This window comes from Pantoea sp. XAF26B01_ASV70 (assembly GCF_054512635.1).
Window position 1 is genome coordinate 2,732,290 of record NZ_CM137251.1, and the last position, 19,531, is coordinate 2,751,820.

Below are 19,531 nucleotides of genomic sequence, written 5' to 3' on the forward strand. Positions count from 1 at the left end.
GGGATCAGGCGTCTTCGCGCATCAGTTGTTCCACGGCATCCACCACATCCTGCACGGTGCGCACTGCGCGGAAAGTTTCCGGTTTAATTTTACGGCCGGTACGTTTTTGCAGATGAACCACCATATCGACGGCATCAATGCTGTCGAGTTCGAGATCTTCATACAGACGTGCCTCGGGATGGATATCCTCAGGCGCAATTTCAAACAGGCTGGTCAGCAGCGAAGCCACTTCCTGATAGATCTGTTCTTTGTTCATCATAAGGTTGTCTCCGCTTTCAGCCGCGCTGTTGGTTGACGAACGCAGCCAGCGTCGCAACAGAGAAAAAGTGGGCGCGCAGGGTTTCACTCTCAGCGGACAGCGCCACGCCGTAGCGATTTTTCACTGCCAGGCCAAGTTCCAGTGCATCAATCGAGTCCAGCCCCAGTCCGTCGCCAAACAGTGCAGCGTCGGTCTCTATATCATCGGGACTGAGATCTTCAAGGTTCAGCGTGTCGATAATCATCTGTTTGATATCGTTAATTAATGAATCCATACCGGTTTTCGTCTTACCTGTTCTGGGGGACCAGCGCCTGCTGTAAATGGCGGGTCAGGCGACGCGCGGCCAGCGGCTGCGCGTCGGGATTGCTTTCACAAAACGACTGACTGTCGATTCGCGTTTGTACACGCACGGTAAACAGTGGTTTAACCGGCGGAATCTGATACCAGCGGCTCTGTTTATCGAGCATACGCTGGCTACAGGTGATGTGAACCACACGCAGATCGCATCCGGCGCGCACCGCAATATTGGCTGCCCCGCGCTGCAGAGTCAGTGGATGACCGTAGCGGGTGCGGGTGCCTTCCGGAAAGATCAGGATATTGTCGCCGCGCGCCAGTCGCTGCTGGCTGTCCGGCAACAGCGTCTCCGCTTCACTGTTGATCAGATAGTCCGCGGCGCGGATCACCCCACGCATAAAGGGGTTCTTTTGCAGATCGGCTTTAACCAGACAATCCATCTCTGGCAGTACCGAAGCGATCATCACGTAGTCGATCAGTGATGGATGATTGGCGACAATCAGGCATCCGCGATCCTGTTGCAGCAGCTCTGCGCCTTCAATCCGGTAGTCATAGACCCCGGTCATCCGGCAGAATCGCAGAAAGCAACGGAAGCTAAAGGCGATAGCGCGTCGGGCCAGCAGGCGGCGGCGCAGCGAATCGCGCTGTACCAGCAGCAGCAGGTTGAAGCCAATCAGCGACAGCAGCAGCCCGCCTATGCCAAACAGCGTAAAACTCACCGCCGTCATCACCAGCCGCCAGCAATAGTTCATACGGCTGCCGGTGTAGTGCGCCGGTTGTGAACAATCAGCCATGATGTCTCTCCCAGTGCCATGTCAGGCGTTCGCCCGGCAGGCTGAAGGTGGGCGATTCCGCCAGCCACTGCTGCAGAAAGCGCAGGCTCTGCGGTAACCCTGTTTCTGCCCTCTCATCTCTGCCAGCACGGCCAGTGCAGTACAGCTGGTCGCCCGGGCGCAGCAGCAGCGCCACCGCATAGGGAAAGTTCACACGCTGTTCCGGCAGCCACGGCAGATAGTAGTCAGGCACGATGCCGTCGAAATCGACCAGCAGTACCTGCTGATAACCCGCCTGATGCAGCGCGCTGACTTCGATCAATCCCTGCTGAAACGAGTCGACTCCGGCGGCGATTGAGGTGGAGACCAGTGGTGCTTTGGCTGCAATGGTCAGGCTGCCGACCGCCGAATTGTGAACCGACATGGCAAAATCCGTGGGTGACATTGACTGCTGATCGGCCAGCGTAGTGAGGATACGCAGATTACGTTCCAGTTCACCGTGACGACTGGTGAACACGATAGCGTCAACCTGCTGACGCGCGAGCAGCGCCAGCCCACACTCTACCGCCGCACGACTGCCGCCGCTCAGACGACGTGCTGTCATCATCGGTAAAAATTGCGGCTTTGCCATCGCCTCTTTAGGGTCTATGACGGTGCCCTGTTGCGCCCAGTGCTGCCAGCCCTCGCCCCCGTGTAATCCCGGAGCCAGAGCCTGCCAGTCGACCAGTGAGTAAGCGAGTCTCATCTCAACACTCTTTTTGTCATATGTGTGGCGTCGGCGTTCATCGGGGCGTCATCCCGGCCCTCTGCAAAAAAAGTGCGTCCGGTAAACCCTCTGCCGATTCCGCATCAGGCCTTCACGGTAGAGGGTTACTCAGTGGTTCAGCAATAGCAGCTCATCTGATTTGTCGGCCGGCTGCCGGAGATCTTTATGCTTTGATCGTCTGTCGACACATCATTGCGACAGCGCACGCATTACTGAGCGGCAAGAGCAGAGAGTCGTAACTGAATATCCTGATCGAGATTGGCAATCCAGCGGTTGTAGTTATTGTGGATCTCGCCCTGCTCCGCTTTCAGGTTCTCACTGCTGACATAATCGATGCGGTAGTTCTGGCTGGTATACGTGATGCGAATAGTCGCCACGAAATCACGCTGGGCCAGACGACCATTGATCACGCCAGGCGAAACGGGAGTCATCACCCATTTCCGGCCAATACCCGCTTCAATGATCGCCAGTTTCATCTGGTTGTCGCTGTAACGCTGAGTGAGCGTTTGATTCACGTTATGAATCGGCGCAGTGCGCGCGCAGCCGGTTAATAACGCAGCGACCACGGCCAGCGTGCAAATAGTTTTTTTATTCATGATGAATCCCTTCTTTTATTTTTATATCAGTAAGTTAAACGGATAATCCGTCTCGCGCAGGTTAACCTTTCAGTGCGCTTTTCCGTCTGGCTGGCTTAAAACCCGCGCATGATACCACCGAATGTAAAGACAGGTAAGCAGAAGTATGCATGGGTTTTAGGGGGTTATTTGGGGGATTAAAGCGGGGAATATACGCAGTCGCCGCGACAGCGCAGAGGCCGATCCCTGCCGCAGAAACTCTGGCTGCGGCTGGATCGGTCTGAGGATTACTGTGTGGAGGCGGGTGTCCAGCCACCGCCCAGCGCGCGGTAGAGATCGATCTGCGCCAGCAGCAGGTTATTTTTGACAGTCACCCGATTCAGCTGCGTTGAAAACAGGGTTCTCTGCGCATCCAGTTCATCCAGATAGGAGGCATAGCCGTTCTGATAGCGATTGCGGGCAATGCGCAGCGCCTCCGTTACATAGGCTTCCTGCTTTTGCAGCTCCTGAAGTTGTGCCTCACGCTGCCTGATAGCGTCTATTGCATCGTTAACTTCCGAGAAGGCGTTGCGCACCACTTTTTCATAGCCATAAAGTGCCTGATTTCGCGTCGCCATTGAGACATCCACCTGCGCCGTCAGCGCTTCACGGTTCAGCAGCGGTGCCAGGATGCTGCCGCCCACGCTCCACAGCCGGAACGGATCATCCGCGAGCTGGTGCAGCACCGAACTCTGCAGGGTGCCGGTCGCGGTGAGGTTAAGCCCAGGCAGCAGCTTAGCGCGCGACGATGCCAGGCTGGCATCTGCGGCCAGTAACTGGCGCTGAGCCTGCACAATATCCGGACGGCGATTGAGCAGCTCTGATGGCAGCAGTGACGGCATCCGCTGCGGTGAAATCTGGTCAAACTGCTGACGACGGGCGATGCTGCGCGGGTTCATACCCACCAGAAGGCTCAGCGCATTCTCCTGCTGGGTGATCTGGTGCTGCAACTGTGGCATCTGCGCTCTGGCCGACTGATATTCCGAGGCGGCCTGCATCCACTCCAGCCTGGAGGTGTAGCCGGTTTCAAACTGACGCTGTGCCAGCTTCAGCGAATTGTTGCGGGTCGCCAGCGTTGCCTCCGTGACCCGTAACTGCTCATCCAGCGCGCACAGGTTGAGATAACCTGACGCCACCGAACTGGCGATGGTCAGCTCGGCGGCAGACGCAGCGGCCTGCTGCGCCGCTAGACTCGCCTGCGATGCGGTGATGCTGCTGCTGCGTGCTCCCCAGAGATCGACTTCGTAGTTCGCCTGTAATAAGCCCTGAAAAATATCGGTTTCATAGGGCTGGCCCGTCACTGACGAGAGCGTACGCTCACGGGTCGCGGCCACACCGGCGCTCAGGGTCGGAAAGTTATCGCCCTGCGTGGCGCGCAGCTGGGCGCGATACTGGTCAACCCGGGATCGCGCCGTGAGGATATCGGGATTATTGCGCAGCGCCTGCGTCACCAGCCGGTTGAGATTTTCATCATGAAAAGCACGCCACCACTCCGCCTCCGGTGCAGCAGATGGCCCCACACTATTGCGCCAGGCGTCGGGGATCGGCAGAGAGGCCGGTGCCTTTTCAACCTGCGTGGCACAGCCGGTCAGAAGGAGTGCCAGTGCGCTTACCATTAAGCCGCGCCGCATCATGGCGCACCCTCACCAGCGGGTTGTGCGGCGGTGTCGATGTTGACTTCGACCGACATACCCGGGCGTAACTGATGCATATCCTGGTCATTGATGCGGATGCGAACCGGAATGCGCTGCGCAATTTTAACGAAGTTACCGGTGGCGTTGTCGGGCGAAATCGCGCTGAACTCTGAGCCTGCGGCCGGAGAGATAAATTCAACCTGACCCGTAAAGCGTTTGCCATCCAGCGCATCGACCCGAATCGTCACCGGCAGGCCAGGACGAATATTTGCCAGCTGGGTCTCTTTCAGATTCGCGATAATCCATTTGTGATTAGGCACCACCGAGGTCAGGCGCGTACCTGCCGTGACATAGGCGCCGGTGCGCACCGCCAGCTGGCCGAGCTGGCCATCATCGGGCGCGGTAATCCGGGTATTCGCCAGATCGATCTCCGCCAGTTCCAGCGCGGCGCGGGCGCTGTCGACATCGCCTTTCAGCGCGTCACGGTTAACGATGACGGTTTGCAGATTCTGCTGGGCAACGGCGATCTGCGCCGCAGCCTGACGAACCTGTGCCTGCGCCTGGGCGTCTGCGGCCCGGGCGGCGTCGCGCTCACGCACTGACAGGGATCCATCCGCCGTGAGATTTTCGACACGCTTCAGATCGAAGCCGCTTTTCAGCGCCTGTGCTTTGGCATTCTCCAGTGCCGCTTTATTGCTCTGAATGGTCGCTTCTGCGCTGCGACGCTGCTGCAGGTTATTGTTCAGCGCCGCCTGCTTCATCGCCAGCTGCGCCTGCGCCTGATGCACCCGCTGGCGATAGATACGGTCGTCAATCGTCATCAGCAACTGCCCTTTTTTCACCGGCTGCAGATCGATCACTTCGACTGAGGTGAGATAGCCATTAACCTGCGGGCTGATAAAGGTCACCTGACCGCGCACATAGGCATTCTCGGTGCTTTGTATTGCGCTGGTGAAGGGCCAGAGTTGCCAGGCATAAAGAATAACCAGTACACCAATCACCACAATGCCGCTGCCTGCGGCGATAGAAAGAATACGGCGGCGATTCGCGCGTTCGCGTTCCGCCGCCTGAAGCTCATCCTGCTGACTCATTGTTTCTCCGTTGATTCCTGTAATGCGGCCAGCTGTTGCTGCTCACGCAGGTTAAATTGCGCCTGACGCCAGTCAAGATATCGACGACGGGTCAAACGCCAGATCACCCACATCAGGGTGACCAGTGCCAGCGAGGCAGTTAACAGGTAGGTGTCGTTATAGGCGAGCACGTTGGCCTGCAGCGTGGCGATTACCTGTAACTGGCTGGTGCTCTGCGCGCCGCGCAGAACGTCGTCACCCACCAGCGAATTAAACAGCGCATTATACTGACTGAGCCGTTCGGTGACGTTGGGATCGAGCAGTGAGAGCTGATCGCCCAGCAGGCTGGAGTGATATTTTTCCCGCCAGACCTGAAACGTGCCAAGAATAGCGGAACCGATCAGCCCGCCGAGGTTCTGACTCATGCCAAACAGCACCACAAAGCTCACCAGATTTTTCGGCTGAGTCACCACGCTGCCAATACCCATCAGCATCGCGGGCGCCATGAAAAAGGCGCTGCTGAAGCCCAGCAGAAACTGGCTGAAATACATATTGCTGGCGCGGGTCAGCGGACTGGATTGCGCATCCATCAGCGAGGCGATAATCATCACCACCAGCGAGGTGACAATCGGCCAGTTGAGATGATTGGGCTTGATAGTCAGCGCACTGGCGGCAATGCCCGCAATAACCCCGGCCATGATCGCCAGCGCCAGACCGCGCATCTGATCGTTCTGCAAGCCAATCTGCTGCAGAAAGCCGATTGCACCGGTGTTCTGTTCCGCCAGTACGATACGGATCATGATCATCACAATGCCCAGCCGCACCATCATGCCGCTGCTGAGCCAGCGGGTATTGATCAGCGGGTTGCGCCGGTTATGCTCAATGACAATCGCAGCGACAATCAGCGTCAGGGCGATCGCGGTACAGATACCGAGCCAGGGCGTGGTAAACCACCACTCAATACGGCCCAGCGTCAGTACGCCGCACAGCAGCGCCATACCGGGTGCCAGCAGGATAAAGGTGACGAAATCCATCTTTTCAAAGGTTTTGATGCGATCGCCCGGTGGCAGTTTCACCAGCAGTACCCCGCCCAGCGCAATCAGCGCCAGGCCGAGTTCAAACAGATAGAGGCCGCGCCACTCGTTGAGCTGCAGCAATTCCGAAGAGAATAAGCGGGCCAGCGGGATAGCCAGTTGCGATACCGTCAGGCCAATCACCAGCGCTTTCAGGCGATGTTTCGCAGGCCAGGCCTGTACCTGATAGTAGATGCCCAGAGAGCTGAGCGCCGCAGCCACCATACCGTGAGCGGTGCGCACAATGATTGCCGAACTGAGATCGTTGGCGAAGAGATGGAAAAACGCCACCAGTACATACAGCACCAGAAACGCCTCGGTAAAGACACGCAGGCCAAACTGCTGGCGAAATTTCACCAGCAGCAGGTTAATAGAGATGTTGCCCATCACGTAGACCGCAGGCAGCCAGGCAATCTCATTCGACCAGGCACCAAAGGTACCCTGCAGGTTGACCAGATTCGCCGTGACCAGCGCGTTACTCAGCGCACCGGTCAGCGAAATAAGTAAACCGATCAGGCCAAACGCCAGGCGTTTTGGCATCGGATGCAGCGGCGTCGAGGGCGATCCCGGCAGCATCGGTTTTTCGTGCGGCAACCACTCGCGTGCAGCGTAGGGATTTCGCTTTGCCACTGCTACATACTTCCCATGCGGCTCAGGAGTTGTTGCAATACGCGCTCGGTCACGGCCAGATCCTGAGGGTCAATATCGGCCAGCATTTCAGTACGGAGTGCGTCAGCCTCGGTTTTCACTTTGGCGAACGCTTCGTTACCCTTATCAGTCAGCACCAGGTGACGCTTACGTCGATCTTCTGGCGGCTGTACCCGCATCAGCAGTGACTGTTTCACCAGCCGATCCACCAGCGGTACCATGCTGGCATCTTCCAGCCCCAGCAGCTGTGCCAGCTCGGTCTGGGTCATGCGTTGCGGCTCACTGGCAATCAGCCCGATGGCCATCCAGCTGCTCATGCTTAAGCCGCTATCTTTAAGGTGACGATCCACCGCCAGGCGCCAGGCATGTGCGGTCAGATGCAATAAGTGGGTAAAGGTACGCGTGTGCTGAGACAAATGTTAGCAGCCTAATAGTAAGAGTTCTAATTGAGTGGTGGCGTTATTATACGCAAAGCGAAACGCCAATGAAAAGCGTCCGGTCTGTTAAAAATTAGTGGATCGCGGCAGAATGTCCAGAGGCCGCAACCGGGAGCCGGATAACATGAAACAGGCATCAGCAAACTGGGTCGATCTGCGCCGTGACGCCGTCAGCGGTATTGAGGCGCTACGCGCCCATTTTACCGGACACGCCTATGATCCTCACTGGCACGACAGTTATCTGATTGGCGTGACCGAGCAAGGTGTACAGCAGTTTCATTCACGGCGCAAACAGCATCAGAGCCGACCAGGCACGGTCTTTATGCTGGAGCCGGAGGAACTGCATGACGGTGATGCCATCAACGACAGCGGTTTTACCTACCGGATGCTCTATCTTTCGCCGCAGCAGATTTCGCAGCACCTGGCTCCGATGCTGGCTGATAAACCCTCACTGCGTGAGCTACGTTTTGCCGCCACGCTGCGCGACGAGCGTCCACTGGCTTATGCCGTCTGGCATGCGTTTGATGCGCTGTGGCACAACCATCCCGCCATCATCAAAGAGGCGGCGCTGGACCGGATGTTTAGTCAGCTCATCCCGCACCGGCAGTGGTCACTGCCCGCTCAGCCCCCGGATAAAAATGCGCGGCTGGCACTGCAGGCGCGTGACTGGCTGATTGCCCATCATGCGGATAATCCCGGCCTGGAGCAGATGGCGCAGCACCTGCAGGTGGATCGCTTCCGGTTATCGCGTCTGTTCCAGGCTCACTGGGGTTTGCCGCCCCACGCCTGGCTGGTGCAGTGGCGGCTGAGCCAGGCGCGTCGTCAGCTGGCGCAGGGCCAGCCCGTCGCCGATGTGGCAGCCGCGCTGGGTTTCGCCGATCAGAGTCACCTGGGCCGCTGGTTCAAACGCGCCTGCCAGCTTACCCCTTCCCGTTATCAGCACGCCTGCACAAATCTTCCAGACCTGGGTTAAGCCACTTGCCACAATGCGTTTTTTTAGTCAGGAGAAGCGCAATGCAAGACCCACGCTGTGTAATGATACTCAATGCCGCTCTGCCGCCTGGCAAAGCCACCAATGCTGCCGCCGTGATGGCATTAACCCTGGGACAGCGACATCCGGCGCTGGTTGGCGACACTCTGGAGGATGCTGACAGGCGCCCTTCTCCCGGTTTGATCACCACCGGGATTCCGGTGCTGGCCGCGACTGATGAACAGCTCAGTGCATTGCGGGAACAGTGCGAACAGGCCGAATACGATCTGGTGCTGTTTCCGGAAGAGGGCCAGACCACTACCGATTATCAGGCGCTGAGCGCCATCCTGCGACAGCAACCGCGTCAGCAGTGGCGTCTGCTGGGCGTCGCCATCGTCGGCGATAAAAAAGCCCTGCGAAAGCTGACGGCAAAACTGGCGCTATTCAGCTAATCTTTTTGCGGGAAGCTGGCCATGGCTTCCTTTTTTCCCCTCCCGCCCCTTGGCCCCGCCGTTTGTACAGGTTACTTGTACAGCTTTCGTTTCGGAATAGTCCTTATAAGCTGCTGATAAGTGTCAAATAGCACACTTTGTTAAAGAATCTGATTGTACAGATTGGGCTTCATTGTATAAGTTTACTGCCACGAGTTGTCATGCGACTCTGTAACGAATGATGCACTTGCGTCGCCTCTGAAGGTGTCAGTGGATTTCCACCTTCAGAGGTTATTTTTTCTGTTCAATTTGTGACACTGGTACCATCGCATCTGTCCATGCGGTGGTTTTTTTGATCGCTTTTGTCCTGACATCCGAACCGGAATCGGGCTGTTCTGAAGGGCTTACACATGCAATATATTCTTCCCCGGACCAATCAGGAAATTGCTGATTATTTTAATCCTGCCGCCAATAAACCCGCCAGCGAGATGGAGATGCTGGGTATCCTGGTTGCAGAAATTTTGCAGTCAGGCATGCCAGTGAACAATAAAGCGATTATCTCAAAGCTTATTCATCGGCTGGAGCTGGAAAGCGACAGGGAATTACTGGATATCTACCGACAGCTGCTTGAACTGGTGGTCCATAAAACCCCGGACGATTTTTCACTGTAGCATCGACTCCACGGAGGGAGTCATCCGCCTTTTTCTGGTATCTTCGCCAGTCGCCCGGTACTATCTGCCCCTCACTGTTTATCCTGATCTTCCCGCCCCTCGCGCGGGAGCAAAATAACTAAAGAGCCTGCAATCCTTTATGACTCAAACCAATGATATTGCCGCAACCGACGTTGTGGCGGGCGATATCAGTGTAGGGCGCGTTCTGCGTTCGCCTGCGCTGCTGACCCGCGAATGCCTGGCCGGGGTGATTACCGCGCTGGCGCTGATCCCTGAAGTGATCTCCTTTTCCGTTATTGCCGGTGTAGACCCTAAAGTCAGCCTCGTCGCCTCGGTGGTGCTCTGCCTGACCCTGTCGATACTGGGCGGACGTCCGGCGATGGTAACAGCGGCTGCGGGTTCAGTGGCGCTGGTTATCGGGCCGATGGTCCATCTGCATGGCGTTGAATATATTCTGCCCGCGGTGGTGATGGGCGGCGTCATTCAGATTCTGTTTGGTGTGGCCGGCCTGGCGCGCATGATGCGGTATATCCCCCGCTCGGTGATGCTGGGATTTGTGAATGCGCTCGGGGTGCTGATTTTCTTTGCTCAGGTGCCGCACGTCTGGGGACAGTCATCACTGGTGTGGATCTTCTTTGCCGTCACACTGGCTATCGTGCTGTTGTTGCCGCGTCTGATAAAAAGTGTTCCTTCACCGCTGGTTGCCATTGTGGTAGTGACTGCCGTCGCGCTGTTAATGGGCTATCGCATGCCGAACGTGGGCGATGAAGGGCCGATGAGTCCCGGTCTGCCCGGTTTTAACAGCCTGCTGGTGCCACTTAACCTGCAGACCCTGCAGATTATCTGGCCCACGGCCCTGAGCATCGCCTTTGTCGGGCTGATGGAGTCGCTGCTGACCGCCAAACTGGTCGATGACCTGACCGATACCCCCTCCAGTAAGCGTCGTGAATCCTGGGGCCTGGGCGTGGCGAATATTCTGGCGGGTTTTTATGGTGGTATCGCCGGGTGCGCGATGATAGGTCAGACCATCGTCAATGTTGAACTGGGCCGGGCGCGCAGCCGGGTTTCCACCGTGGCCGCCGGTCTGGTGCTGCTGTTACTGGTGACCGGACTGAGCCGGATTATGGCGCAAATCCCGATGGTGGTACTGGCCGGGATCATGATGGTGGTGGCCGTGAAAACCGTTAACTGGCATAGCCTGCAACCCGCTACCCTGAAACGTATGCCGTGGTCAGAGACGCTGATTATGGTGCTGACGGTAGCGGTGACTGTCTGGACAGGTAATCTGGCACTGGGCGTTCTGGCTGGGGTAATCCTGGCTATGCTGCTGTTTGCCCGCCGTATTGCGCACGTTATTCATGCGGAGCGTCAGCTGAGCGAAGATGGCGAGTCGGTGCGCTATGTGGTGCGCGGCCCGCTGTTTTTCGCCAGCAGCAACGATCTGTTTGAGCATTTCGATTATGCCCATGACCCTAAAAAGGTCACTATCGATTTAACGCACGCGCAGATCTGGGATGCGTCCAGCGTCGCGGCGCTGGATGGCATTGAGTATCGCTATCAGCGTTATGGTGCAGAGGTGACCATTGAGGGGCTGGACCCACGCAGCACGGACTTCCATCAGCGCCTGACCGGTAATTTCGGCTAAAGACGCCTTTCTGCTGCCTCTCCGGCAGCAGAACTCACTCAGCCTGTTGCCGCCGCGCGCGGTAGCGGCCAACCATGGTAATCAGCGCCTGGTAGATTAAACCGGCGTAGAGACTTGTCAGAATCGCCAGACCAGGCTCTTTGCCCTGCTGCTGCCATGACATAAACCACATGAATACGCCCCACAGTACAGAGAACACCAGCCACCCGCGGACGAACTTCATCATGCCATTCATAACGACTCCTCTTAAATGAAGCGCTACCTTAGCGCGCTCCGGCCTGAAACGCATTGCCAGCATGCACGAGTTGCGAGGCGTCTCAAATAATCGTCGACAATTTGCCATGCGTGTTGATGATTTAGCCCTGTCCGGGCGGTTTTGTTGCAATTCTCTATACTCAACGTTCCGCTTACCTGATCGGGGAATTACGATGAAACGTACTGCTTATCTGTTATCCACACTGGCTATCCTCGCCACGCTTACGGCCTGTGCACCGCCGCAACCGGGCAGAGATGCCCCGCCACCACCTGGCGGGCAGCAGCCGGTGGGCGCACCCGGCGGCAGCGGCCCGGCAGGACAACCGCAGGCCTGACATTATTCTGCCAGCCTGCGTTGCGGGCTGGTTAATGCCGGAAGGCGCAGCCGCAGGCTGACATCTCACCCGGCAGCACTTTGCCTGCGTGAGAGTGACGCCGCTGTAATTGCCCCTGCTCTTCAGCACTGCTGTTGCCTGCCTGCTGTCCCAGCCAGCGATCCAGCGCGCGGCCAGCGATCTGCCGGATGTCAGGTGACCAGCTGGTAAGATGCCAGGTTGAGCTACGGGCTTCCTCACTATCACCAAAACCTGCCACTGCCAGATGGATACCCTGACCAAAATCCCGAATCGCCTGCATTGCACCAAAGGCCATCAGATCGCTTTCACAGAAGAGTGCCTGGATACGCTCAGCAGCACGTGTCTTTTTCAGGTAAGACATCATCGCCTGATAAGCGCAGTCGCGATCATCACTCCCCACAGTCAGTTCGGCGTTCAGCGCCATGCCTGCCGCCAGCAGAGAGGCGCGATAGCCCTGTTTTTGCGCCAGTTCGCCTGGCTGACCCTGCATAAAGCCAAACCGCTGATGCCCCTGTTTAAGCAATAATTCCGCTGTCACCTCACCCGCCCGCAGTGCATCCGCCTGCAGTTCAGGCTCAGCGTCAATCTGAAGCACTGGCAAATTGCAGGCATCAGTAACGCGGTTACCGGGGAGTAACAGCAAACCACGCAGCCCGAGTGGTGTAGCCTGCCGGATGAGTGTGGTCAGTGTGACGTCGGTTTCGGCACTCAGTAGCACCGAGATAACACCGCGCGCGTTAAGCTGGCGCATCACTTCGTCCAGCATTTTTTGTTGATACGGATTGAGCAACTGGCTGGCGACAACACCGATAACCGGGGGGGCCGCCGGTTCAGTTAAGTCAGGTGTAAAAGGTGTAATCATTGGCATTAATTCTCTGCGACGGCAAACAATAGTCACCACAATACGGTAAACCACAACGTTTCAACAGGTTACAGAGTTCGACACAGGCCGCAAAAATGAGTGAAATCGGATGTAATTGGGATGGATCGGCAGAAACCCAAAAGGGCCAGGCTGGCGTTAACGTAGATGCAGGAGAGGGACCGGGCAGCAGGAGTTGAACCCGCATCGTCAACCCGTTAAGAGTTGCAGTAATACCTTTATACCATGCCCGAATGGCGTGCCTGGAAAAGCCGCGCTATGTGAACAAGAAGCGTAGTACGACTCTCTGACCAGGCAAGCGCAAGCGGCAGGTATTTTTGCAACCGTCGTATGAAATCAAAAAAGAGGTGCTGCTGCCTGTAGGCATTGATTATTCAGCTAACCTTAAGTTTCAGGCAGCCTGTTCCGACCGGGACTTATGGCCAACATTTTGCAGAGGTCAAGACTATGCCGTCAGGACAATTTTACGTGGTTGATCAACCCGAACTGAATTTTACCGCCAATTATCATATTGATACGGTCAATGATAAACCCTATCCCTCGCGGATGGTGCTGGAGATCCGGAAGCAGTCACAGCCGACCGACGCCTTTGATGATATCAGCATCGGCCATGAAGTGACCTTTGTCTCTTCCAGCGGCGAGGCGCAACGGATGGTGCTGGTGAGTGACACTGATGATGAGCTGGTATTCAGCTCCCGGGGCTGATGCCGGATTATACCGCTAAACGGAGGTTGCAGTCGCCGTATCCGCCAGAGAGCAGGCACAAAAAAACCGCCCATGTGAAGTGAACCCCATTTGTTGGACACTTTATTATGTGGCGGCTGATATTCCCTGAGTCCGATACTGTACCGGACTCAGGGAATTTAATTTAGCTTTAATCCGTTCATGGTTGTAATAATGGATGTATTCATCCACTGCTTCTCTTAACTGAGCCACATCACGGTACTCTTCACAGTACCAACATTCTGATTTCAGTATCCCAAAAAAATTCTCCATCACAGCATTATCAAGACAGTTACCTTTACGTGACATACTTTGCGTCAGGCCTTTTGAAGAGAGCTTTTCCTGATACACAGCCATCTGATATTGCCAGCCCTGATCTGAGTGAAGCACCGGGCCATCGCCAGTACTCAGCCCGTCCAGCGCATCATCCAGCATTTTTGCCACGAGACCGATGCCGGGATGCTCATACATATTCCAGGCAATAATCTCGCGGTTGTAGAGATCCATAACGGGAGAGAGGTACAGCTTTTTGCTCCCCACCCTGAACTCCGTCACGTCCGTCGCCCACTTCTGCTTCGGCTTATCGGCAGTGAAGTCGCGTTGCAGCACATCTGGCGCTGTCTTCCCGTATATCCCCTTGTAGGAATTGTACTTTTTAGCCCTTAGATTTGAAGAGAGCTGTTGTTTACGCATGAGCTTACGAACCGTTTTATGATTTATTACATGCCCTTCATTGCGCAGGGCCAGCGTAATACGGCGATATCCGTAGCGTCCTTTATGGTAATGGAACAAGGACACTATTCTTTGGCTGACTGAAGAGTGGCGGTCATCACAACAGCGGATTTTCAGCTGATAATAGAACGTGCTGCGCGCCAGACCGGCGATATGCAGGAGAGATGACAGTTTATACAGGGGCCTTAATACAGAAACTATCCGCGTTTTGTCTTCCGCGTCTGCAACTGCTTTTCCTGAATTAAGGCATGCAGCTTTTTTAGGTAAGCGTTCTCTGCGCGAAGATACTCCAGCTCCTCTTCCGGGGTCGTAAAATTCGGTCGCTGGCCGACAGAGGCGGGGGCTGATTTGGATTTTTTTGCAGACATTCCGGGTCGTCCTCGGGGCTTATCCTGAAGAGCCAGAATATCCCCCTCACGATAAAGACGCTCCCAGCGGCTGACGGTACAGGCAGCAGCAATCTGAAATACAGCAGCGGCCTTACGGGACGAAGCGGCGTTATCCCACATATAGCGGACGACGGATTCTTTGAAAGCAGCGGAGTAACGCGCGGTTTTGATGAGGAAACCGGCCTGACCACTGACCTTCCAGTGTTCCGTCCATCTTCGCACTGCCCCATGATCAATGCCGAAACGCCGGGCCGTTGCTTTGGCACCGTCATCACTGTTGAGGTAATGAACAACAACCTGCTGCTTAAATTCTGGCGTAAACTTTTCCTGGCCATAAAACAGAAAACCCCTAATCGTTGGGTGTCCAACTTTCGGGGTTCACTTCACTTGGGCGGTTACGACATTACTGCATATTGCTTTTATTTTATTAGATTTTCTTTGGCAGAAATATGGTGCCCGGGGCGGGACTTGAACCCGCACAGCCTTACAGCCGAGGGATTTCAAAGATCTTAATAGAAGCAATGATTTCAATAATTTAAGCAAAATCAGCACTTTCCTAAGGTCAATATGGGGTTGCTTGGGTCAATGTGGATGAATGTAGTCATTTAACTTAACGTGATACAATAAACAATTCCTAACTTCAGCTTATTCTTATCGCACCAAAGTTTAAGTCTAGGAAACTGACTATCTACTACTCCATATTCATCGAAATCAAGAACGTAAGTGGTCCTATGTATAGTAAACAAACTATTTTGATTAATAGCAAAGTAAGTGGTAGAGATTAATTCTTCAACTATTTCATCAAGCTCATATCCTGCTTGTTTACATAATAATCTATTTTCATCATTAATCGCATACCCGTCTGATTTAAAAGATAAACGTTGAACAATGTAAATTGCGGCCTTAGATATTCTAAATGGTTCATATTTAATCGGTAGTAATGATCTTAACTTCTTAGCTGATAATTCAAAAGATCTATAATGCCAACCTAAATGTTCATCCTTTCGAACAACCTTTGCAAAAATTAATGGTGCTAAGTTTTCAGCCTGATCATCATCTCCCCATGGCATATTCGCTTCACAAAAAACTGAAATCTTGCTCCATATAAGCTCTAGCATAATTCGAAGTAGATTATCTCTGCATGAAGCTATTACGACCCAGTCATCTTTATTATTTTGCATTGAAAATGAATAAGGAAGACCATTTATTTTAACCAAAGAGAATTCATTCGATATTATTAGTGTAGGTAGGCTATTCATACCACGAATCATAGTAACTGAATCGCCTTTTTTTTCCTCTTGAGCACGCTTCTTCTCAGTTAGCTGTTTTAGATAATTTTCCTCATCTAAATAATCAACGAAAACATCCCTAAGCCCTTTTTCAGTTTTATAGCCACCATATCCATGAATTATGGTTACAGGCGCGAGTTGTTCGACCACTAACGAATAAAAGAGCACTTGATGCTGCTCCGGTAAAGAATAAATATCATCGTAGCATTGTGGACCCGCTATGCCGGTAAGCTTGGAAAATATTTCAGAGGCAACATCTATGTTGGGCCTCTCCTCCATGGCATCCATTTTGTTTGAAAAATACTCACTGTACTTCTTCCTCAATACGGCCAAATGCTCGTATGCATCAGTGAAATCATCTTTACTAAGATTTTTTTTAACTTCGAAAATAGCTAGTACGTTTTCAATGTCACATATGTATTCATCTGTTATGCCATATCTCTCGGCCTCACCTCTGATAAGCATGCAGTCAATTTGGTTTGGTATGAGCTCATCTCCAACCCTTATGAACCCACTAACAACATTAAGCTGCAATCCCTTGGGGATTGCAAAATTCTGATTAATACCTTGTTTAGTAATTTCCTCATAAGCTTTGCCCAAAGTAGGCATATGAGGCATACTCTGCTTGTTTAGCTTATCTTGTTCAACGCGAACGAAAATACTCAATAATTCGGTTGCTTCATTTATCATTTTTAAGCACTCTGTCAAAGGGATTGAGTTGTATAGCTGCCTCAAGATGTTCAGGTGAAAAATGACTATATCTCATTGCCATTTGTATAGTTGAATGTCCCAAGATCTGCTGAAGAATTAATATATTTCCACCATTCATCATGAAGTGACTTGCAAACGTATGTCTCAAAACATGGGTGCGTTGGCCGTCTGGCAATTCAATGTTCGCTCTTTCAATCGCAAACCCGAAAACATCATAAGCATTGTCAAATAGTAGACCGCGACTTTTCGGAACTAATGCATGAAGTCCTTTCGATATTGGGATAGTGCGATTTTTTTTACTTTTCGTATTGGTATAAGTGATTCGTAAAGGCATAACTTGAGATTGCCTCAACTGCTCGGCTTCACTCCAACGGGCGCCGGTTGCGAGGCAAATACGTAAAATAATGACAAGATCTTTATTTGATGATGCGTCACACTCATGGCGTAATCTTTTAATATCCTCCTCGTATAAGAATGACAGTTCGTTTTCACTCTCGCGAAAGAGCCGCACACCATCAAGTGGATTATCGCCTTTCCAACGTCCCAGCTTTTTTAGTTCATTAAACACTGCACGTAAGTAAGCGTGTTCACGGTTTACTGTGGCTTCTTTCGGTAGTTTCTTGATGCCATGCTTTGGATTAGCGGTGAAGTCTCCCGCCAATCGCTGCTTACGATAGCCCGCAAACATTTCTTGGTTAAGTGTGAAAGCATCTGGGTCACCCAAGTTATGACAGAATGATTTCAATTTTTGCAACCTTGCATCGCCATCGGTCAAAGACCTTCCATGTAATTCATAGCAATCATTAACTAACTCACTGAGGCGAACCGCGCGGGCTTCTGCCTCAATAGTGTTTATGCTGGAATCGCTGCCTTTAGCTAGCTGCTCTCGCTCGTAACGTAAAGCCTCGCCGCGAGTTGCATAGCTTTTGCGAATTCGCTTACTTCCTCTGCCCGCCGAGTAAAAATCACAAACCCACTTTCCGTTTTCGGATTTTCTAACAGACATTCAGTTTCCTCAAAAAACAAATGAGGACTTTTTGCTGTATATAAAAACAGTAGTCGATGTTTGATTTCTGGCTTTTAAACATGACCACATAACGAGCATCATGCAGAATGCTGACGCCAATGTTCTTCGCTGATGATCTTCAAATAATGTCCCTTTTCACGGTATTCAATGGCTTTTTCTATTTTTCGGCCATAGCTTTGATAGCGCCAATCTCTTGAACTCAAAGTCCCAATAATTAGGTAGTCTAATTTTTGAGTGATGTCATCGATTACAATTCCGCCTGCCGCTTCAATTTCAGCGGCACAGGAGGAACGCGATCCGCAAAGAAACTTTCCTGTAAGACAAAACACAGAGCCTTTGATTTTCAACTCATCCACATGTTCAAGCGGTGAACGAATTGAAAGACCATCAACCGATCCAGTGGCTAAATCGCAGCCCGTAAAGGCTATCATAGCCTCATTCAGTTCTTCTCTTTCATCAGGTGTTACAACACCATCAGCCAAGATGTTCTCAATCAGAAGATAAAGATCTTTACCGGGGAAGTTTGTTTTTAACAAACCATTATTGGATAACCACCAACGAAGATAGCGGATCTCATCTTCCGATAACTCATGATTGGCTAGCATGCCTTTACACAGACCTTCTAGAAGGTGTTTATCAGATTCGGTTGAATAGAAGTCAACGTCAGGGGTATCGAGAAGGTTTTGTTGAATATTTAGTAAATCATCTTTGAATTGCTTCAATTCAACTTCTTCGATTACACCATCTTCTAAAATGGCTGCCATTTTATCTCGAATAACCTGGACGCAATAATTTTCGCTGATTGATTCTGCTTCCAATAACCAAGTATCAAGGTAAAGTAATTCTTTGGCATCAACCTGTCCGTCACATGTCATACCCTCTATGATATTGACAAGATTTGCCAGTAACTTATCTCTGTTGCGTGTGTAGTTATAAACACTGAGTTTTCTATCCATAGTACCCCCAATTACAATTTATGTTTGATACTTCCTATAACCTTCGCGATTAATTTAACTTCATTAACAGGCCAATCCACACCTTCGATACGCCAGTGATTGCCCGGCGTTCTTTGCAACGTTTCGCATCGCACAACATCAGCGCGCTGAGTGATCCATATTCCATCGGTCGGTTTGGCAAAATCTTTATCGACCAAATAAAACGTGCTGACTTCCGGCACCTGAATGACTTCAACTTTCTTGTGACCTGACGGCAATAAAGAAGCCTGTATTGAAACCGGCTGCAGTAGCTGCAGATGCCCGGAATCGATAGAACTGAATGGCAGGCTTTCAACTTTAGAGGACTGTTGTTCACTTTCGCGAACAGCAGCTATTTCAGGCTCACCTTTTCCCGTGGCAAGCCATTCAAGTGAAACTCCAGTATCTAAGGCGCATTGCACTACGGCTTCACCGGCAAAGTATTCACGGCGAATCCATGTACTAACCGTGCCATGACCAACACCAATCTTTTCTACTAACTCTCTCTGCGTGGAAAAACCGTAGGCTTTAAATAACCTATCAACTAAAGCTTGCCCGCCTGAAAATTCCATTCAACTTTTCCACCACGTGAACGTTGAAACGTTCAAATTTGAAATCCAATGAAGTCAATATTGAATCACCAAACGCCGTTACCCGCGTTTACCTTAACGAACAATGATGCACGATGAATTCTCCACTTTCAATTACCTTGAGCAGCCCTTATTTATCGCTGCCGGAATTCGCAAAAGTGACCGGTATACCTTACGAAGCCTGCCGCCTGATGGTGAAAGATGGTCGCCTAACAATCAGGTCAAAAGCTCGCAAGATGGAAAAAGTGCTCATCAACATGATCGCTTTTACGAAAGAAGCTGATTTTCACTCACGTTAACATTCAACTTTGCCAATGATT

23 protein-coding genes and 1 tRNA gene are annotated in these 19,531 nt (G+C 52.5%); 7 read left to right on the forward strand and 17 right to left on the reverse strand.

The window, feature by feature from the left end:
• Window positions 1-4: 4 nt before the first annotated feature.
• The 9 genes from ACX8ZY_RS12860 to ACX8ZY_RS12900 form a co-directional block, all read right to left on the reverse strand.
• Complete coding sequence (locus tag ACX8ZY_RS12860) at window positions 5-259, reverse strand: acyl carrier protein (RefSeq protein WP_010246453.1); 255 nt, start codon at window positions 257-259, stop codon at window positions 5-7.
• A 16-nt stretch (window positions 260-275) separates the two neighbouring features.
• Window positions 276-533 carry a phosphopantetheine-binding protein gene (locus ACX8ZY_RS12865; RefSeq protein WP_010669816.1) on the reverse strand — a complete coding sequence of 86 codons (258 nt, stop codon included), beginning with the start codon at window positions 531-533 and terminating at the stop codon, window positions 276-278.
• Between the two features lie 13 nt (window positions 534-546).
• Window positions 547-1,347, reverse strand: coding sequence for a lysophospholipid acyltransferase family protein (locus ACX8ZY_RS12870; RefSeq protein WP_022625895.1), 801 nt, complete (start codon window positions 1,345-1,347; stop codon window positions 547-549).
• Window positions 1,340-2,071 (reverse strand): beta-ketoacyl synthase chain length factor, encoded by a 732-nt coding sequence (locus ACX8ZY_RS12875; RefSeq protein ID WP_179257001.1) that lies wholly within the window; start codon window positions 2,069-2,071, stop codon window positions 1,340-1,342. Before ACX8ZY_RS12875 ends, ACX8ZY_RS12870 begins: the two co-directional genes overlap by 8 nt.
• A gap of 230 nt (window positions 2,072-2,301) precedes the next feature.
• Complete coding sequence (locus tag ACX8ZY_RS12880) at window positions 2,302-2,688, reverse strand: hypothetical protein (protein WP_010669813.1); 387 nt, start codon at window positions 2,686-2,688, stop codon at window positions 2,302-2,304.
• 266 nt (window positions 2,689-2,954) lie between these two features.
• Window positions 2,955-4,340, reverse strand: coding sequence for an efflux transporter outer membrane subunit (locus ACX8ZY_RS12885; protein ID WP_421665026.1), 1,386 nt, complete (start codon window positions 4,338-4,340; stop codon window positions 2,955-2,957).
• Window positions 4,337-5,431, reverse strand: coding sequence for an HlyD family secretion protein (locus tag ACX8ZY_RS12890; protein ID WP_010669812.1), 1,095 nt, complete (start codon window positions 5,429-5,431; stop codon window positions 4,337-4,339). The genes ACX8ZY_RS12885 and ACX8ZY_RS12890 overlap by 4 nt, the downstream gene beginning before the upstream one ends.
• Window positions 5,428-7,113, reverse strand: a complete 1,686-nt coding sequence (locus ACX8ZY_RS12895; protein ID WP_033786583.1) for an MFS transporter — start codon at window positions 7,111-7,113, stop codon at window positions 5,428-5,430. The genes ACX8ZY_RS12890 and ACX8ZY_RS12895 overlap by 4 nt, the downstream gene beginning before the upstream one ends.
• Window positions 7,114-7,115: 2 nt before the next feature.
• Entirely contained in the window at window positions 7,116-7,547 is a 432-nt protein-coding gene (locus tag ACX8ZY_RS12900; protein ID WP_010669811.1) for a MarR family winged helix-turn-helix transcriptional regulator, read from the reverse strand.
• Window positions 7,548-7,692: 145 nt separating this feature from the next.
• On the opposite strand from ACX8ZY_RS12900, the gene ACX8ZY_RS12905 reads away from it, so the two are divergent.
• The 4 genes from ACX8ZY_RS12905 (at window position 7,693) to ACX8ZY_RS12920 (ending at window position 11,285) form a co-directional block, all read left to right on the forward strand.
• Window positions 7,693-8,541 (forward strand): AraC family transcriptional regulator, encoded by an 849-nt coding sequence (locus tag ACX8ZY_RS12905; protein ID WP_421665027.1) that lies wholly within the window; start codon window positions 7,693-7,695, stop codon window positions 8,539-8,541.
• Window positions 8,542-8,582: 41 nt separating this feature from the next.
• On the forward strand, window positions 8,583-8,990 hold the full coding sequence (locus ACX8ZY_RS12910; protein WP_033779446.1) for a DUF2000 domain-containing protein: 408 nt from the start codon (window positions 8,583-8,585) through the stop codon (window positions 8,988-8,990).
• Window positions 8,991-9,379: 389 nt separating this feature from the next.
• Window positions 9,380-9,640 carry a biofilm/acid-resistance regulator YmgB/AriR gene (locus ACX8ZY_RS12915; RefSeq protein ID WP_010246474.1) on the forward strand — a complete coding sequence of 87 codons (261 nt, stop codon included), beginning with the start codon at window positions 9,380-9,382 and terminating at the stop codon, window positions 9,638-9,640.
• A 139-nt stretch (window positions 9,641-9,779) separates the two neighbouring features.
• The gene (locus ACX8ZY_RS12920; protein ID WP_022625901.1) at window positions 9,780-11,285 is read left to right on the forward strand and encodes a SulP family inorganic anion transporter; all 1,506 of its coding nucleotides are present in this window, start codon (window positions 9,780-9,782) and stop codon (window positions 11,283-11,285) included.
• A gap of 34 nt (window positions 11,286-11,319) precedes the next feature.
• Here ACX8ZY_RS12920 and ACX8ZY_RS12925 read toward each other — a convergent pair whose 3' ends face one another.
• Window positions 11,320-11,520, reverse strand: coding sequence for a DUF6404 family protein (locus ACX8ZY_RS12925; RefSeq protein ID WP_010246478.1), 201 nt, complete (start codon window positions 11,518-11,520; stop codon window positions 11,320-11,322).
• Between the two features lie 193 nt (window positions 11,521-11,713).
• On the opposite strand from ACX8ZY_RS12925, the gene ACX8ZY_RS12930 reads away from it, so the two are divergent.
• Window positions 11,714-11,875, forward strand: coding sequence for a hypothetical protein (locus tag ACX8ZY_RS12930; RefSeq protein ID WP_164973015.1), 162 nt, complete (start codon window positions 11,714-11,716; stop codon window positions 11,873-11,875).
• Between the two features lie 31 nt (window positions 11,876-11,906).
• Here the strand turns inward: ACX8ZY_RS12930 and ACX8ZY_RS12935 are convergent, their stop codons facing one another.
• On the reverse strand, window positions 11,907-12,758 hold the full coding sequence (locus ACX8ZY_RS12935) for a substrate-binding domain-containing protein (protein WP_158131852.1): 852 nt from the start codon (window positions 12,756-12,758) through the stop codon (window positions 11,907-11,909).
• Between the two features lie 178 nt (window positions 12,759-12,936).
• Window positions 12,937-13,009 (reverse strand) — tRNA-OTHER (locus tag ACX8ZY_RS12940).
• A 235-nt stretch (window positions 13,010-13,244) separates the two neighbouring features.
• Between ACX8ZY_RS12940 and ACX8ZY_RS12945 the strand changes: the two genes are divergently transcribed.
• Window positions 13,245-13,481: a hypothetical protein gene (locus ACX8ZY_RS12945; protein WP_223565690.1), complete on the forward strand. Its 237-nt coding sequence runs from the start codon at window positions 13,245-13,247 to the stop codon at window positions 13,479-13,481.
• A gap of 105 nt (window positions 13,482-13,586) precedes the next feature.
• Here ACX8ZY_RS12945 and ACX8ZY_RS12950 read toward each other — a convergent pair.
• From ACX8ZY_RS12950 to ACX8ZY_RS12970, 5 genes are all read right to left on the reverse strand, one after another.
• Window positions 13,587-14,962 (reverse strand): IS3 family transposase gene (locus tag ACX8ZY_RS12950; protein ID WP_158132180.1). Its coding sequence is split into 2 segments (ribosomal slippage): window positions 13,587-14,494 and window positions 14,494-14,962, totalling 1,377 coding nucleotides; the frame shifts between segments, so codons are not numbered across the junction.
• Window positions 14,963-15,225: 263 nt separating this feature from the next.
• Window positions 15,226-16,599: a DUF6602 domain-containing protein gene (locus ACX8ZY_RS12955; protein WP_158131853.1), complete on the reverse strand. Its 1,374-nt coding sequence runs from the start codon at window positions 16,597-16,599 to the stop codon at window positions 15,226-15,228.
• Window positions 16,589-17,626, reverse strand: a complete 1,038-nt coding sequence (locus tag ACX8ZY_RS12960; RefSeq protein ID WP_158131854.1) for a phage integrase — start codon at window positions 17,624-17,626, stop codon at window positions 16,589-16,591. Before ACX8ZY_RS12960 ends, ACX8ZY_RS12955 begins: the two co-directional genes overlap by 11 nt.
• Window positions 17,627-17,724: 98 nt before the next feature.
• The gene (locus ACX8ZY_RS12965) at window positions 17,725-18,603 is read right to left on the reverse strand and encodes a BRCT domain-containing protein (protein WP_158131855.1); all 879 of its coding nucleotides are present in this window, start codon (window positions 18,601-18,603) and stop codon (window positions 17,725-17,727) included.
• Window positions 18,604-18,614: 11 nt separating this feature from the next.
• On the reverse strand, window positions 18,615-19,193 hold the full coding sequence (locus ACX8ZY_RS12970) for a helix-turn-helix transcriptional regulator (RefSeq protein ID WP_031593537.1): 579 nt from the start codon (window positions 19,191-19,193) through the stop codon (window positions 18,615-18,617).
• A gap of 113 nt (window positions 19,194-19,306) precedes the next feature.
• Here ACX8ZY_RS12970 and ACX8ZY_RS12975 point away from each other — a divergent pair, with 113 nt between their 5' ends.
• Window positions 19,307-19,510: a hypothetical protein gene (locus ACX8ZY_RS12975; protein WP_031593538.1), complete on the forward strand. Its 204-nt coding sequence runs from the start codon at window positions 19,307-19,309 to the stop codon at window positions 19,508-19,510.
• The last annotated feature ends 21 nt before the right edge of the window (window positions 19,511-19,531 follow it).